Source organism: Maribacter caenipelagi, from assembly GCF_004364175.1.
Lineage (GTDB): Bacteria > Bacteroidota > Bacteroidia > Flavobacteriales > Flavobacteriaceae > Maribacter > Maribacter caenipelagi.
In genome coordinates this window covers 356,916-373,641 of sequence record NZ_SNZW01000015.1, presented here as the reverse complement: position 1 = coordinate 373,641, position 16,726 = coordinate 356,916, and the positions used below count along the sequence as shown (strand labels likewise).

Below are 16,726 nucleotides of genomic sequence, written 5' to 3'. Positions count from 1 at the left end.
TTTTTTAATTTATAAGTTCATGATCACAAATACAGAGCTTGAGTATAAAGGTAATTTATACCCAAACCATATCGTTGAATTTTCACAAGACTCAGATAAATTATACTTTACTACAGACAACGGTGTTGTTTTGCAAATAACAATATTAAGAGGTAGTATTATTCGTTTTAGATACGCTACCAACTACAATTTCCAGCCAGATTTCTCATATGCCATTGACCCAGATGCAACTATGGGTTATAGTAAACTAGAAGTTTTAGAAAACGATACAGAGTATATTATATCGACGGCAAGGCTAAGTATTTTAGTAGATAAAATGACCTTGAGAACCCAGATTTCAGATTTAGAGGGAAATATCATTAGTGAAGACGAATTAGGTTTTCATTGGGAAGAGAACTATGAATATGGTGGTAATACCGTAAAATTGAGTAAAATTACCCAATCGGGAGAGAGTTTTTACGGCATGGGCGATAAGGCCATGCATAGTAACCTAAAGGGTAAAAGAGTAGAAAATTGGGTAACCGATCAATTTGCCTTTGCTAAAGAACAAGATCCGCTTTACAAAGCTATACCATTTTACGTTGGTTTAAATAAAGGTAAGGCTTACGGTATTTATTTCGACAACAGTTTTAGAACAGGTTTCGATTTTTCACAAGAGCGAAGAAATATAACCAATTTTTGGGCAGATGGTGGCGAAATGAATTATTACTTCTTTTTCGGACCAGATATGTCAAAAGTAGTCAGCTCATATTCAAGTCTTACCGGTACACCAGAGTTACCTCCAATGTGGGCATTAGGCTTTCATCAATCTAAATGGAGTTATTACCCTGAAAGTAACGTAAAAGAAATTACTAGCGAATTTAGAAGATTACAAATACCTTGCGATGCAATCTATTTAGATATCGATTACATGGACGGGTTTCGATGTTTTACTTGGGACAAAGAGCACTTTCCTGATCCAAAGAGAATGATTTCGGAATTGGAAGAAGACGGCTTCAAAACTGTAGTAATGATCGATCCAGGTATAAAAGTGGATCGCGATTATTGGATTTATAATGAAGCCTTAGAAAATGATTATTTCTGTAAAAGGGGAGATGGGCCATTAATGCATGGTAAGGTATGGCCTGGGGAATGTAATTTTCCAGATTTTACGAATCCTGCTGTACGTGAATGGTGGGCAGAGTTGTATAAGGAATTTATGTCAGAACTGGGGGTTCATGCGGTTTGGAATGATATGAACGAACCAGCAGTAATGGAAGTACCCACAAAAACGGCACCTTTAGATACGCGTCATAATTACGACGGGCACCCATGTACACACCGAAAAGCACATAATGTTTTCGGTATGCAAATGGTAAGGGCAACTTATGAAGGTGTTAAGAAGTATGTATATCCAAAAAGGCCTTTTGTAATAACAAGAGCCGCATTTGCAGGTACACAACGATATTCTTCTACTTGGACAGGAGATAATGTTGCCACATGGGAGCATTTATGGATAGCCAATGTACAAGTGCAGCGCATGTGTTTAAGCGGCTATTCTTTTGTAGGCTCTGATATCGGTGGATTTGCTGAACAACCAGATGGCGAGTTATTTGCCAGATGGGTACAATTAGGAATTTTTCACCCGTTTTGTAGAGTACACTCAAGTGGAGATCATGGTGATCAAGAACCATGGTCATTTGGTTCAGAGATAACAGATATCGTTAGAAAATTTATAAATCTACGCTATCAACTGTTACCGTATTTATACACAATGTTCTATAAATACACGAAAGAAAACATACCTATGGTTCAGTCTTTAGTGTTCTATGACCAAGAAGATAATCAGACACATTTTAGAACCGATGAGTTTATATTTGGAGAAAAAATATTAGTTTGCCCAATACAAGAGCCTAATGCTCAAGGGCGTAGAATGTATATACCGCGTGGATATTGGTATGATTTTTGGACAGACGAACATGTTGAAGGTGGTAAAGAGAAATGGGTAGCGGCAGAAATAGATATGCTTCCGATTTTTGTTAAAGCTGGAGCTATAATTCCTAAATACCCTATTCAACAATACGTAGGAGAAAAGAAAATAGAAGAACTAGTATTAGAAGTATATTATAAAGAAGGTACAGAAACATCTGAGGTATATGAAGATTCAGATGATGGCTATGATTATAAGAAAGGTAGATATTCGTTGAGTAATTACAAATTAACAGGCAAAGAGAATTCTTTGACCATTCAATTATTTAAAGATGGTACTTTTGATACGGAGTATGAGAAAGTAAAACTTAATTTTCATGGTCTTCCATTTGAAATTGAAAAGGTAATGATAGATAATGAAGAGGTATTATTGCGTAACATTTCAACGAATGATAACAACGATTTGTTAATAGACAAAAATTTTACGCTATTGCATTTATCAGGAAAACTATAACTTTGTAGCTTATTACCATTAACTAAAATTAATAATATGAGAAAATTAGTATTAATAGTATTCGTCTTTATTGGCGTATCTGCTTGTAAGGTAAACCCCTTTACAGGTCAAAAAACATTGAATTTTTACCCTAATAGTCAGGTATTTCCATCAGCATTTGCACAATACGACACTTTTTTAACTGAGAATAATGTTGTTACGGGTACAACAGATGCTCAAATGATTACTAGAGTGGGACAACGTATTTCTTCTGCTGCAGAACGTTGGTTAACTGCAAACGGTTACCCTGGTTATTTAAAAGATTATGCTTGGGAATATAACTTGGTAAAAGATGAAACCGTAAACGCTTGGTGCATGCCAGGAGGTAAGATTGTTTTTTATACAGGTATTTTACCGATTACTCAAACAGAAACTGGTGTAGCTGTAGTAATGGGTCACGAGGTAGCACATGCGCTTGCTGATCACGGTGCACAGCGTATGAGTGCAGGTACATTACAACAAGTAGGTGCTGTTGCAGGTAATGTGGCCATAAAAAATCAACAAACATTGGGCTTGTTCAATCAGGCTTATGGTGTAGGTACACAGTATTTAGGGATGTTGCCATTTAGTAGAGGTCACGAGACTGAAGCAGATAGAATCGGGTTGCAGATAATGGCCATTGCAGGTTATGACCCTTATGAAGCTGCAGAATTATGGAAGCGTATGAAAGCAAACAGTGGAGGTCAGGCACCGCCAGAATTCATGAGTACTCACCCTTCTAATGATACAAGAATAAATAATCTAACAGCTTGGGCACCAGATGCCGCGGCAGAAGCAGCTAAATTTGGAGTAACAAAATTTAACTAAAACCTTTAGGATTATTGTATATTGAAGCCGTTCAGAAATGAACGGCTTTTTATTTTTATATATGGCAAAGACACTGGTTTTAAAAGGAAGTAAAAAATTATTGAACGCATGGGCCTTTTACGACTGGGCAAATTCTGTATATAGTTTAGTAATTTCCTCGGCAGTTTTTCCTATATTTTATGGTGCACTATTTAGAGTTGCCGGCATTGAAAAAGTAACCGTTTTTGGTGGTGATATCGCCCGTGCTCCTTTAATAAGTTATACTACTTCTTTGGCATTTGTTTTTATAGCATTCGTTACCCCCTTAGTGTCTGGTATTGCAGATTATCTCGGTAATAAAAAAATGTTCATGAAGTTTTTTTGCTACTTAGGTGGACTCTCATGCATTGGCTTATACTGGTTTTCTTTAGAAAATATATACATAGGCTTAGCATGCTATTTCTTCGGATTAGTGGGATTTTGGGTCAGTTTTGCTATCAATAATTCATATTTACCCGATGTAGCTTTTCCAAGACAACAAGATGCGATTAGTGCTAAAGGCTTTACTTTAGGATATGTTGGTAGCGTAATTTTGCTCATTTTTAACTTGGCAATGGTCATGAAACCGGAATTCTTTGGTATCACTACAGATGAAGCTGGTGCTGCAGAAATAAAGGCAATGAAATATTCCTTTGTAACTGTAGGTATCTGGTGGATACTTTTTGCACAATACAGTTTTTACTATCTGCCAAAAGGGTATAAGAAAGAGGGAAAAAGAACCAATATTGTTTTAAATGGATTCAAAGAGCTAAAGTTAGTATGGCATCAACTTGGTGAGCAGGTAAAACTTAAAAGATATCTAGCTGCTTTTTTTGTGTATAGTATGGCCGTGCAGACGGTAATGCTCATCGCTACATACTTTGGAGAAGAAGAAATAGCATGGGGAACAGATTCTGAACGTACAACAGGTTTGATAGTAAGTATATTGGTCATACAAATCGTCGCAATACTAGGTGCAACGGTAACTGCACGAGCATCGGAAAAATATGGAAACATTAAAACATTAATAGTTGTCAATGCCCTTTGGGTAGGCATTTGTATATATGCCTATTTTGTTATTACACCGACAGATTTCTATATTGCCGCCGGTTGCGTAGGTTTGGTTATGGGAGGTATACAGGCACTGTCAAGATCTACGTATTCAAAATTTTTACCGGAGACTACAGACACCACTTCATTCTTCAGCTTTTATGATGTAGCTGAAAAAATAGGGATAATCATTGGTACTTTTCTTTATGGAATAATAGCGCAAAGAACAGGCAGCATGAGAAGTTCAATTATATTCTTAGGTATATTCTTCTTAATTGGAATGTTCTTGCTTACCAGGGTTAAAGAATCAAAAAAGCCCCTTTAAAAGAGGCTGTGTTGAATTGATTGTTCGCTATTTTGATCTTATGCTTTTACCCTTTGGAAATATCTCCAGAACCAGAGGTTTTGGTATTTACTTTTTCAGGATTACCTCTATAAGAAATATCACCGGAACCAGAAACCCTCGCTTTTAAAGATTTGTTTGCGGTAACCTGTATATCTGCAGAGCCAGATACCGTAGCGTCTACATTGTCAGCTTCAAGGTCGTATGCCTCAATATCTCCACTACCAGAAATAGTAGCTTCAAAGTCTGTGGTTTTACCACTTAAAGAAATATCTCCAGATCCAGACATTGAGGCTGAAATTGAGTTCGTGTCAATATCTAATGTAATATCACCTGAGCCTGACATGGCCGTACGGAATTTATCTGATTTAATTTTTGTTTTGCCTACGATATCTCCTGAGCCGGACATTGCAACAGAACTAATAGATTCGACAGGTATTGTGATATGAATTCCAGATTTCCAATTGCTAGATTTTAGGTTAACTCCTTTTTCGGTTTTAATGACCAACTTGCCATCTTTAACTTCGGTGATAATATATTCTAAAAGGTTTTCTTCCCCTTCTAAAATAATTTCACCTTCACTTCCTGCAACTAAATCAACATCGAACCAGCCAGAAACTGCTACTCCATCATAATCTCTTGTATTTCTTTCAATAGTTACATTGTTGCCGTTGCCTTTAATAGTCTTTCCCCATTGCGCTGAACAGGATAGGGAGATTAACCCTGTGAATAATAATACGCTTAATTTTTTCATGATTTTCATTTTTAATTGATTGATAATTATTTTTTGGTAAAACTTATTCCTCCATAATCACTTGAAAGTGTCATTTTGTTTCCACTTCCTTTAGAACCATAAAATCCTTCATAGTGCTTGTCAGAAGATTTTTCTGTACTAATATTAATGGTGAAGTCGTCTTTACCGCTTACACCGGCATAACTTGTTGAAATATCAAAATCAAAATGATATTCGCTGTTGTACCCAATTTTAATTCCGGTATAATCTGTTCTTATTTCTACATTACCGGCATCTGAAGCTAGTTCGTTGATACGAATAGACCCGTAGTCTGCACCGATGGAAACATCACCGTGTACGACACCTAGTTTTACCGTTATATAGTCACCGTTTCCATCTATATTTTTTAATTCAGAAACATCCATATTTCCATAATCACTGGTGTATTCTAAATTATCCATGGTGCCGATACTGGCATTTGTATAGTCGGCATTTATGGCAAGGTTTCCAGCTTTTTCTATGTTGAAACCTGAGTAGTCAGCTCTTATTTCTCCACTATTAATATAGCCGATCGTAGATTTTGAGGTGTAATCGAAATTTAATTTATTATTTCGTCCTCTAAGTTCTCCTAATTCTAATCTTCCATAATCACAGTTAATTCTGGCATGCCCATCAATTCTATCAAGGTTAATATTACCATAATCGTTACTTAGGTCAACATTGTTTTTAACAGGAACCTTTATAGTATAATTGATTTGCATATGAACATTGTTGTTATTTCCCCAGCTCCAGCCCCAGCCGTTACTACTTTTATTGAAAATAGTTTCTGCAGATACACGTTCGCTGCTAGCTTCGAAATCAACAGAAATCTCATCTAGTTTTTTTTGAACTTTGTCTTCGTTGTTACCATTGGTCTTAATGTGTACTTCAATGACAACCCTATTCTCGTTCCAAGAAGTAATATTTAGATTGCCGTAAGAGTTGTCTATTTTAAGCAATGCGTTGGCATTCACATTAAATTCTTTTTTAATGGTCTTTTCTCTGGTATGCTTACCGTAAAAAGAAATTTCGTTGGCAGTAACAACAGTTGTGAATGCTAGCATTAATAGCCAGGTGTATTTATATAGTAAAGTTTTCATCATTTGATTTTTTTATTGATTTAATATTCTCAATTTGTATCATTACTTCGTTAAGAAGGTCTATTCTAGTTTGAAAATTTGTGATCATAGCACTTAATATTAATTTGCTATTACCACCATTTAATAGGTCTTGTTCCATTTTGGTATAGTTTAATTGAAGCTTTTTCAATTGCGCCATGGTATCATTGATAATTTTTTCTGTTTCCGGTGATTTTTCAGAATTCAGTTCGTTGATCTGCTCTTCGATTAGATTGGCAAAATAGAATTGGGTCTTAGATGCTTCGGGTGAAATTTCGGCAACCTGATCTTCAATACTACTAGCTGTGTTAAATTGAAAAATACCTACCGTTAGTAAAATAGCAATCGATGCAGCGACAGATAAAAAGAGCATCCAATTATTATTTTTCTTAGTTGCCAACGTTGTTCCTCCTTTAGATTTATTTAGTTTTTCTAAAAAACGTTGTTGGTGCCCACTGGTGGGTTCCGCATAATCCATTTTATCCTGTAGCTCAATAAAAAGCTCGTCAATAGTATCTTTCTTCATTAGACTGCGAGTATTAATTTTTTTCTAAGACTTTCTTTAGCTCTTGAAACAGTAGTTCTGCAATTGGCATAACTAATGTTCATGATTTCGCAAATTTCATCATAATCAAACCCTTCAATTAGATGTAAGGTCAAAGAAATTCTGTAATTGTCTTTTAAATCTTTCATGGTTTCCATCACTTTTTGAGCCTTTAGTTCTGTAAACACATGGTCAGATGCAATTCCGTCATTATCTTCGACCTTGTACAATACTTCATCTAAAGCAACTTCATTCTTTTTTTGTTGCTTTCTATATTGATGTATGCTGTTGTTGATAACAATGCGTTTCAACCAGGATCCAAAAGTTACTTCCCCTTTAAAAGTATGCAGTTTCGTAAATGCGCTTAAAAACGATTCTTGCATAATGTCTTCTGCTTGGGCAGCGTCTTTTACGATTCTGAGTGCAGTATTGAACATGGCCTTGTAATACCTATTGTACACTTCTAGCTGTGCACTTTGTTTACCGGCTAAGCACAATTGCACTAGCTCATCAATATGTTCCTTTTGTTGGCTCAAAAAGTGATTGGTTTATTGAAAGATGATTCAATTTACGGTTTGTTACAGTTTGTTAGAATTATTATTAAAAATTCTTTCTTTTTATAAAGTCTAATTTTTAAAATGAAATAATTCAGTTGGCATAAGAATTGAAATACCTATATGCAAATGATGGTGTAAAAGGCTGTATTCGCCTAGTTTTCATTGCTATTACAGCATTTATGTATAATTTATAAAAATAAATTTCTGTTCATTTAATGACAGAATGACCGATATATGAGTATGGAAGATTCTAAATTTTCAAATTTTGACAATATGTCTTTACAAGGAATAGATCAAGATTCTGAGCTTATACCACTATTGACTCCAGAAGATGAGGAGCAAATGAATGGTGAAACTCTGCCAGAAACCTTACCTATTTTACCTTTAAGGAATACAGTGCTTTTTCCTGGTGTAGTAATTCCTATTACTGCAGGCAGAGATAAAAGTATACAATTGATAAAAGATGCCAATAATGGCTCTAAGGTCATTGGCGTAGTTTCACAGAAAGATGAGGAAACCGAAAACCCAGATGTGCAGGATATTAACACATTGGGGACGGTTGCCAAAATACTGCGAGTGCTTCAAATGCCCGATGGTAATACAACGGTAATTATACAGGGTAAAAAGCGTTTTGAGATTGCAGAAGTTTTGACCAAAAAGCCATATTTAACAGCTACAGTTAGAGAGACCGAAGAGATACGACCAGAGAAGAACGATAAAGAATTCTTGGCGATTATTGAGTCTATTAAAGAATTGGCTTTAAAAATTATCAGAGACAATCCGAACATTCCAAGTGAAGCTTCTTTTGCTATTAAGAACATTCAAAGTAATTCATTCTTAATAAACTTTGTATCCTCTAATCTGAATTTAGATGTAAAGGCGAAGCAAGATTTATTAGAGATAGGTAGCTTGCAAGATAGAGCATTGGCAACATTGAAGTATATGAATGTTGAAATGCAAAAGCTGGAGCTTAAGAATGATATACAGTCTAAAGTTAGAAATGACTTAGATCAACAGCAAAGAGAATACTTTTTACATCAGCAAATGAAAACCATTCAAGAAGAATTGGGTGGCGTTTCTTATGATGAGGAATTAGAGGAGATGAAAATCAAGTCTAAAAAGAAGAAGTGGGGTAAAAAAGTAAAAGAGCATTTCGATAAAGAATTAGCGAAAATGAAGCGGATGAATCCGCAGGTCGCAGAATATTCTATTCAAAGAAACTATTTAGATCTTTTATTGGAATTACCTTGGAGGGAGTATTCGAAAGATAAGTTCGATTTAAAAAGAGCGCAACGAATTTTGGATCGTGATCACTATGGTTTAGAAGATGTTAAAAAGAGAATCATTGAGTATTTAGCGGTATTAAAACTGAGAAACGATATGAAATCTCCTATTTTATGTCTGTACGGACCTCCGGGTGTTGGTAAAACTTCGTTGGGTAAATCTGTTGCAGAGGCATTAGGTAGGGAATATGTACGTATGTCTTTAGGTGGGTTACGAGATGAAGCTGAAATTAGAGGACATCGTAAAACTTACATTGGTGCAATGCCGGGTAGAATTATTCAAAGTCTCAAAAAGGCTGGTACTTCAAATCCTGTTTTTATACTTGATGAAATAGATAAATTGTCTAATAGCAATCAAGGAGATCCTTCGTCTGCCATGTTAGAAGTGTTGGATCCGGAGCAGAATAGCGACTTTCATGATAACTTCTTAGAATTGGGCTATGACCTTTCTAAAGTAATGTTCGTGGCTACCGCTAATAACCTAGGGAGCATTCAACCTGCACTTAGGGATCGTATGGAGATTATACATGTAAGTGGTTATACTATTGAAGAAAAAGTAGAGATTGCCAAAAAACATTTGTTACCAAAACAATTGACCGAGCATGGTTTAGATTCTAGTCACTTGAAAATTGGAAAACCACAGCTAGAGAAAATTGTTGAAGGGTATACACGTGAATCTGGAGTACGTTCTTTAGAAAAGCAAATTGCCAAAATGGTACGTTATGCAGCGAAATCTATTGCTACAGAAGAAGAATATGATATTAAGGTAAGTAATGAAGATATTATTGAAGTATTGGGAGCGCCTAAAATGGAGCGTGACAAATATGAAAATAATGAAGTTGCGGGTGTAGTTACAGGTTTAGCTTGGACGAGTGTTGGTGGAGATATTTTATTCATTGAATCTATACTCTCAAAAGGTAAAGGGACAATGAGTATTACCGGTAACCTTGGTAAAGTCATGAAAGAGTCTGCCACCATTGCCATGGAATACATAAAATCTAATGCAGAACGTTTTGGTATTGATTCGTCTGTATTTGAAAAGTACAATGTACATATTCACGTGCCAGAAGGTGCTACGCCAAAAGATGGCCCTAGTGCAGGTATAACCATGTTAACTTCGTTAGTTTCGTTATTCACTCAAAAGCGAATTAAAAAGAGTTTGGCAATGACAGGTGAGATAACATTGCGTGGTAAGGTATTGCCTGTTGGCGGAATAAAAGAGAAGATTCTTGCGGCTAAAAGAGCAAAAATAAAAGAGATTATTCTTTGTGCTGATAATGAGCGTGATATTAAGGAAATTAAAGAATCTTACTTGAAAGGACTTACTTTTCATTACGTAAAAGAAATGTCAGAAGTAATTGATATCGCTATCACAGATGTCAAAGTTAAGAACGCTAAGGAGCTATAGCTTAGCTTTTCTTTATATTTTTGGGAAGATGAAAAAAATCACCATTGCAATAGACGGATTCTCTTCTACGGGAAAGAGCACCTTGGCTAAACAACTGGCTAAAAAGTTAGAATATGTATATGTTGATACAGGTGCAATGTATCGTGCAGTTACGTTGTTTGCTATGAAGTCAGGTTTTGTAGATGCGGGTAAGGTTGATGAAGATGCATTGGTAAGATCATTAGATGATATTGAACTGAATTTTATTTTTAATTCGGATTTAGGGTTTGCCGAAATGTATTTGAATGGTGAAAATGTAGAAAAGGAAATTAGAACCATGCCGGTATCTAAGAATGTAAGTCAGGTATCTGTAATACAAGCTGTACGAGAGAAATTAGTTGCTATGCAGCAGGCAATGGGTGTTGATAAAGGTGTAGTGATGGACGGTAGAGATATTGGTACCGTGGTGTTCCCTAGTGCAGAACTTAAAATTTTCATGACGGCTTCACCAGAAAAGAGGGCGGTAAGAAGGTATAAAGAATTGTTAGATAGGGGAGAAGATGTTGTGTATGAAGATATTCTTGAAAATGTTCAAAAACGAGATTATATAGACAGTAACCGTGCAATTTCACCTTTAAAAAGGGCAGAAGATGCCATTAAGTTTGATAATAGTGATTTAGGATTGGAAGATCAGTTTCAAAGAATCTATGAACATTCGCTTCGGGTAATTGAGAAGCAAGCATAAAAAAAGAGGTTAGCATTGCTAACCTCTTTTTATTTATATAATATCGAATATTATTTGTTTGGAATAACCAATACTTGATCAGGATGTATAACATCAGGATTTTTCAAAATGTTGGTATTTGCTTCAAAGATAGCTTTGTACTTCATAGCATCACCATAGTAGTGCTTCGCTATTTTGCTTAAAGACTCACCACCTTTAACTACGTGTCTGTGATAAACAGAATCATCGGCAACAGTAATGTTGGCTTTGATGTCAGAAGGGCTTTCACCACCTAGTTGTTTAATTTTATCCCACATTAGGTCTTTTTCATAAGGCGTTTTTGCTTGTCCTTTTACTTTAAGAACATCACCTTCAACAGTTACATTACCGTCTTTTATACCTAATTGTTCACCAAGATCTAATACACCCTGATATTTTGCCTTAACACTCATAATTTTACTTTTTTTAATGGTTATTATAATACTTCTAAGATAAGCATATTTAAGATGTATTTACTCTAAAATCATGCCATATTACTTAAATGAACGTGTAATACTTTGTTCTGTTGTCTAATTTAAATAAAATGATTATTTTTGCACACCTTTTTTGCAAGGAAGTCAAGAGAAAAAGGGATTAGATAAACAAATAAATATAACTACTTTCATAGTCGTTGCCTAGGTCTTGATAAGATTATGAAATACAAATTATTAATCAGCAAATGGCTGAAGAAAAAACAAACGCAGAGGTAGAAGCTACTACCGAAGCAACACAACAAGCTGTTGAAACTCCACAGCAAGATCCAAAAGAATTCTTAGAAAACTTTAACTGGGAAAAATACGAGCAAGGAATTGAGCGTGTTGATGATTCTAAATTAAAGGAATTTGAAGAATTAGTTGCCGAAAACTTTGTAGATACTGCCGATGAGGAAGTAGTAGAAGGTACGGTAGTTTATATCACAGATAGAGAAGCTATTATTGATATCAACGCAAAGTCTGAAGGTGTAATTTCGTTAAACGAATTTCGTTACAACCCAGGTTTAAAAGTTGGTGACAAAGTAGAGGTATTGATCGATATTCGTGAAGATAAAAGTGGTCAATTAGTATTATCTCACAGAAAGGCGAGAACTATTATGGCTTGGGACCGTGTTAATGCGGCTCATGACAAAGAAGAAATCGTTAGTGGTTTTGTTAAGTGCAGAACTAAAGGTGGTATGATCGTTGACGTATTTGGTATTGAAGCTTTCTTACCAGGTTCTCAAATCGATGTTAAGCCTATTCGTGATTACGATCAGTATGTTAACAAAACAATGGAATTTAAGGTTGTAAAAATCAACCACGAATTTAAAAACGTTGTTGTTTCTCATAAAGCTCTTATTGAAGCTGATATTGAAGAACAGAAGAAAGAAATCATTAGCCAATTAGAAAAAGGACAAGTATTAGAAGGTGTTGTTAAAAACATTACTTCTTACGGTGTGTTTATTGATCTTGGTGGTGTTGATGGTTTAGTTCATATTACTGACCTTTCTTGGAGCAGAATCAACCACCCGAACGAGGTTGTTGAATTGGATCAGAAATTAAATGTTGTAATTCTTGATTTTGATGAAAACAAATCTAGAATACAATTAGGTCTTAAGCAATTAGAGAAGCACCCTTGGGAAGCTTTATCTGAAGAAATTAAGATTGGTGATAAAGTAAAAGGTAAAGTAGTTGTTATAGCTGATTACGGCGCATTCATCGAAGTTGTTGAAGGTGTTGAAGGTCTTATACACGTTTCTGAAATGTCTTGGTCTACGCACTTGCGTTCTGCACAAGATTTCGTGAAAGTTGGTGATGAGGTTGAAGCAGTTGTATTGACATTGGATCGTGAAGATCGCAAAATGTCTCTTGGTATCAAGCAATTGACTCCAGATCCTTGGACTGATATTACTACTAAATACCCTGTAGGTTCTAAGCATAAAGGTATTGTAAGAAACTTTACAAACTTTGGTGTTTTTGTTGAGCTAGAAGAAGGTATTGATGGTTTAATTTATATCTCTGATCTTTCTTGGACTAAGAAAATCAAGCATCCATCTGAGTTTACCAATGTTGGTGATACTTTAGAGGTAGAGGTGTTAGAATTAGATGTTGATGGTCGTAAGTTAAGCTTAGGTCATAAACAAACTACTGAAAACCCTTGGGATAAATATGAAACTGAATTCGCATTGGGTACAGTACATACTGCAACCATTTCTGATGTAGTTGATAAAGGTGCAACAATTGAATTTAATGAAGATATTACTGCATTCATTCCTCAACGTCATTTAGAGAAAGAAGATGGTAAGAAACTAGGTAAAGGCGATGAAGCTGAATTCAAGATTATTGAGTTCAATAAAGACTTCAAACGTGTAGTAGCTAGTCATACTGCTATTTTCCGTGAAGAAGAGCAACGTAACGTAAAAGCAGCTGTCAAAAGACAAGCGGCTAGCGCAGATGAAGCTAAGCCTACTTTAGGGGATGCTAACGATGCACTACAAGCGTTGAAAGATAAAATGGAAGCTGATTCTAAGAAGAAGTAATTTCATTAACATACATTCTTGAAAAAGGATTATTGGTAAAAGCCCGGATTTTATATCCGGGCTTTTTGTTTCTTATTAGTGTACTTTAAACATAACAAGCAGATTAACACCAATGATTTATCCAAGCAACAAACTTCATTGGCGATAGGTGGTCAAGGAGAATAATCGTCATAGAATATTTGTTTTACTTTTATATATCTGAGGTCGAAACTTCTGAAAAGGAGTAGTAATTAAGGTGTTAGAAAGTGATGAATTCATTCGTTTTTACCTTCTATAAAAAGAGATTAAAAGTAAAAGCCCAGAAATTAATCTGGGCTTTTTTAATATCCATAATTTTTAGTTCCTATTAGGGTTCCAAAAAAATGAATTACTAATGGAGATTTTAATAGTAGAAGTTTAAATAACTTCTAAGTAGGGCTTAATACCAATTGCTTGATACTCCCATAGTATTATTTATTAATAGACCTTTTTCTTTACGAACCAAATGTCTTCTAAACTTAAGTTTAAGGTAACAAGATGAAAATTTTCTTTAACCAAAACGTTTTGTAAAAGTCCCTTAGAGCCATAGCTATAAGAAAGGTTGATCATAGAGTGTGTGCCTCTACTTGTTGGTATACCGATACCTGCAGTAAAATTGTAGCCCTCTACCTTGTTATCGCCAATGGCTAAGTAACCATTGTCATAATTATAGCCTAATCTGTACGCAAGTCTTTGACCGTATTTATAGCTGGTAGGATCTTGAATAAACTCTAGCCCAAAAGCATAAATATCTTGATCTACATAGCTACCAATATTTTCTGATTGATTGGTGTCTGACCAGAAATTTTTCTTGTAGTCTGCGCTAAAAGTAAGTTCTTCAATAGGTTTAATGCTCATACCAAAACCAAGCTCAAGGGGTAGTTTAAAATCAGAAACATTGCCAGAACTTTCATCTTCCACAGAAATGGCAATTCCGGTTATTGATTTATCTATAGATCTTTTTAAGTTGCCATTTAAACTGGTAGGTAGCTGAACGGTGCTACCAATGCTTATTTTGTCATTAATATCGTATTGAAGTCCGAAACCTAATCTGGCACCATTATAATTAGTTTTTTCTACAGATTCGAATGTAGACGAACTATAGATAAAAGATTCCGTTTCCTCTATACTTCCGAATAAAAACGATGCACTTAAACCTAGTCTCAATTTTGGTATTAGTGCATAGCCGACATTTAATTTAATATCATTTAGTCCACCCAATCCGGTAACATTACTTTCGAAAGAATCGGTTGATCCTTCAATGTTGCTACTAACGCCAAGAAGTGAGTATCCAACATCACTATAAGGTACCATGGTAATACCGGCACCTAAATTTTCCATGATTCTAAATCCGAAGGCTATATTTGAAAAGTTTACATTCGATTTTTCTTCAGAAGAAGTTGTATTACTATAACTATTGAACTCACCTGTAACGCCTATATCATATAAGAACGAGTTTTGAGGTATTAAGGCATAGTTTGCCGGATTTAGGTTGTTGAGTTCGTATGGAGATTTTATACCAATACCGCTATATCCTAAGCTATTGAATTTTCCGATACTTTTTTGATTAATAACTCCTAGACCATAAAGCGAATATGGAGAACTCGTTAAAGCTTCAGACTGTGCCGAAGATTGAAGAGCTGCTAATAATGCTCCAATGGTAACAAATATAATTTGGTTAATCTTCATCGTATATACCGTATGTTAATTCTAAAATTGTTTCGTTTTCGCCGTTGGCATTCCCGTTCAAAATAAATCTATCGACCGTAGAATTATAATCTGAAGGAAGTAGAATCAATGCATCATCAATATCTCTATCTTTTAACTGTAATTCTTCTAAGTAATAGGCAATTGGTATTTCATAATAGATATCGTTAAACTCTTGGTTATCTCTATTTAGAATAGCAAAAGAAGAAGAGCTTAGAGTCTCTATCAAATTATTGTTTTGGTCAACTACATAAACTGCCAGTGTATCTCTAAGTTTTAGATGTTCATCATAAGATTGAGCCATAGGTTTAATTTTTAAGACTCCGTCCAAAATGGTTCCGCTTCCAGGTATGTCATAAAGGCTTGTAATGCTGGGAAATTGCACACGCATAGCAATGCCTACACCTGACTGAATGTAGCTTTGGTTATTAGAATCTGAGCTTGGTAGATTTGTTTTGCTATCGGTCAAAGTTTGCAAAGGGGCAATAGGGTCGTCTGCCGTAATTCTATTAAAAAATGGAACAGGTGTAGTAGTACCATCTATTGAAATATCAAGAGATTTTTGCTCAGATTCAAATTCGGTATCTAGACTATAATATAAGCGCATGTAGGTCTTTTCAGAAGATTTTGAAAAACCTATTATGGCTCCGTTATCCGTGTTATCAGGTATCATACCAATACCTTTAAAGTAGTCGCGGTATTCGTCGGCGTTTACAATATCTTTTTCTTGTAGTTTAGAAAAAACGTCGGTGCCAAAATCATCAACAAGTTTAATAGTAATAGAATCACCTGCTAATGGTCGTGGGTGATATTCTTTAAAACCAAGGTCGTTTTCTTCATAACCAATACTACTTGTATTATAGAAAAAATCATCACTTTCTGGATTGAAATTTTCATTGATTTTTTTAATGTGTATGGAGTTTTTCTGTAGTGTATCATTGTAATAGTATTGATCATAGCCCAGTACCATAACAATACTGTCAAACTCAGCTTCAGAGTCTATGGTATATGAATCGGGTAAAAATTGCATATAACTAGATGCGGTAACGATGCCAAAAACGGTGTCGGTATATTTTCCTAAAAGTATTCTAGTAGATTCTGAAGTAACAATACTATCAAACTTCATGGTAGAAGTACTAACCGTTAAAGTGTCGATTAGTATAAGGCGAATATTGCTATCGGTAAAAGTTTCACCCGCGACAAATTCTGAATCATTGTAAATATCATCGCTGCATGAAACGATAGCAATAGATAGTAAACCGCCCAACATTACAATGTATAGCGCACGTACTTTGTTTAAGAACACTTTCATTTATTATTTAATTTTTATCAAAGCTAAATACCAAGTGCGTTTGTAAAAACCTGAATAGACCAACCCGTAAT

At 35.1% G+C, this 16,726-nt stretch carries 13 protein-coding genes; 6 read left to right on the top strand and 7 right to left on the bottom strand.

Features of this window, described 5'->3' with window-relative positions; genetic code table 11:
- The first annotated feature begins 19 nt into the window (after window positions 1-19).
- The 3 genes from DFQ03_RS12110 (at window position 20) to DFQ03_RS12100 (ending at window position 4,661) form a co-directional block, all read left to right on the top strand.
- Window positions 20-2,422, top strand: coding sequence for a glycoside hydrolase family 31 protein (locus tag DFQ03_RS12110; protein WP_133673436.1), 2,403 nt, complete (start codon window positions 20-22; stop codon window positions 2,420-2,422).
- Window positions 2,423-2,458: 36 nt separating this feature from the next.
- Window positions 2,459-3,268 carry a M48 family metallopeptidase gene (locus DFQ03_RS12105; protein WP_133673435.1) on the top strand — a complete coding sequence of 270 codons (810 nt, stop codon included), beginning with the start codon at window positions 2,459-2,461 and terminating at the stop codon, window positions 3,266-3,268.
- A 61-nt stretch (window positions 3,269-3,329) separates the two neighbouring features.
- A complete protein-coding gene (locus tag DFQ03_RS12100) occupies window positions 3,330-4,661 on the top strand; it encodes an MFS transporter (RefSeq protein ID WP_133673434.1) in 1,332 nt (443 codons plus the stop codon).
- Between the two features lie 46 nt (window positions 4,662-4,707).
- Here DFQ03_RS12100 and DFQ03_RS12095 read toward each other — a convergent pair whose 3' ends face one another.
- From DFQ03_RS12095 to DFQ03_RS12080, 4 genes are read right to left on the bottom strand one after another with little or no spacing between them, the layout of a single operon-like run.
- Window positions 4,708-5,433, bottom strand: coding sequence for a head GIN domain-containing protein (locus DFQ03_RS12095; protein WP_133673433.1), 726 nt, complete (start codon window positions 5,431-5,433; stop codon window positions 4,708-4,710).
- Between the two features lie 26 nt (window positions 5,434-5,459).
- Window positions 5,460-6,551: a DUF4097 family beta strand repeat-containing protein gene (locus DFQ03_RS12090; RefSeq protein ID WP_133673432.1), complete on the bottom strand. Its 1,092-nt coding sequence runs from the start codon at window positions 6,549-6,551 to the stop codon at window positions 5,460-5,462.
- Window positions 6,532-7,095, bottom strand: a complete 564-nt coding sequence (locus tag DFQ03_RS12085) for a hypothetical protein (RefSeq protein ID WP_133673431.1) — start codon at window positions 7,093-7,095, stop codon at window positions 6,532-6,534. The genes DFQ03_RS12090 and DFQ03_RS12085 overlap by 20 nt, the downstream gene beginning before the upstream one ends.
- The gene (locus tag DFQ03_RS12080; RefSeq protein WP_133673430.1) at window positions 7,095-7,649 is read right to left on the bottom strand and encodes an RNA polymerase sigma factor; all 555 of its coding nucleotides are present in this window, start codon (window positions 7,647-7,649) and stop codon (window positions 7,095-7,097) included. Before DFQ03_RS12080 ends, DFQ03_RS12085 begins: the two co-directional genes overlap by 1 nt.
- Window positions 7,650-7,910: 261 nt before the next feature.
- Between DFQ03_RS12080 and lon the strand changes: the two genes are divergently transcribed.
- Together lon and cmk are read left to right on the top strand one after the other, a co-directional pair.
- A complete protein-coding gene (gene lon / locus DFQ03_RS12075; protein WP_133673536.1) occupies window positions 7,911-10,361 on the top strand; it encodes an endopeptidase La in 2,451 nt (816 codons plus the stop codon).
- A gap of 28 nt (window positions 10,362-10,389) precedes the next feature.
- Window positions 10,390-11,085 (top strand): (d)CMP kinase, encoded by a 696-nt coding sequence (gene cmk, locus DFQ03_RS12070; protein ID WP_133673429.1) that lies wholly within the window; start codon window positions 10,390-10,392, stop codon window positions 11,083-11,085.
- A 50-nt stretch (window positions 11,086-11,135) separates the two neighbouring features.
- Here cmk and DFQ03_RS12065 read toward each other — a convergent pair whose 3' ends face one another.
- Window positions 11,136-11,516 carry a LysM peptidoglycan-binding domain-containing protein gene (locus DFQ03_RS12065; protein ID WP_133673428.1) on the bottom strand — a complete coding sequence of 127 codons (381 nt, stop codon included), beginning with the start codon at window positions 11,514-11,516 and terminating at the stop codon, window positions 11,136-11,138.
- A 266-nt stretch (window positions 11,517-11,782) separates the two neighbouring features.
- On the opposite strand from DFQ03_RS12065, the gene rpsA reads away from it, so the two are divergent.
- Window positions 11,783-13,618: a 30S ribosomal protein S1 gene (gene rpsA / locus DFQ03_RS12060; RefSeq protein ID WP_133673427.1), complete on the top strand. Its 1,836-nt coding sequence runs from the start codon at window positions 11,783-11,785 to the stop codon at window positions 13,616-13,618.
- A gap of 456 nt (window positions 13,619-14,074) precedes the next feature.
- Here rpsA and DFQ03_RS12055 read toward each other — a convergent pair whose 3' ends face one another.
- Together DFQ03_RS12055 and DFQ03_RS12050 are read right to left on the bottom strand one after the other, a co-directional pair.
- Complete coding sequence (locus DFQ03_RS12055; protein WP_133673426.1) at window positions 14,075-15,325, bottom strand: OmpP1/FadL family transporter; 1,251 nt, start codon at window positions 15,323-15,325, stop codon at window positions 14,075-14,077.
- A complete protein-coding gene (locus DFQ03_RS12050) occupies window positions 15,315-16,655 on the bottom strand; it encodes a DUF4270 family protein (RefSeq protein ID WP_243834489.1) in 1,341 nt (446 codons plus the stop codon). Before DFQ03_RS12050 ends, DFQ03_RS12055 begins: the two co-directional genes overlap by 11 nt.
- Window positions 16,656-16,726: the final 71 nt, after the last annotated feature.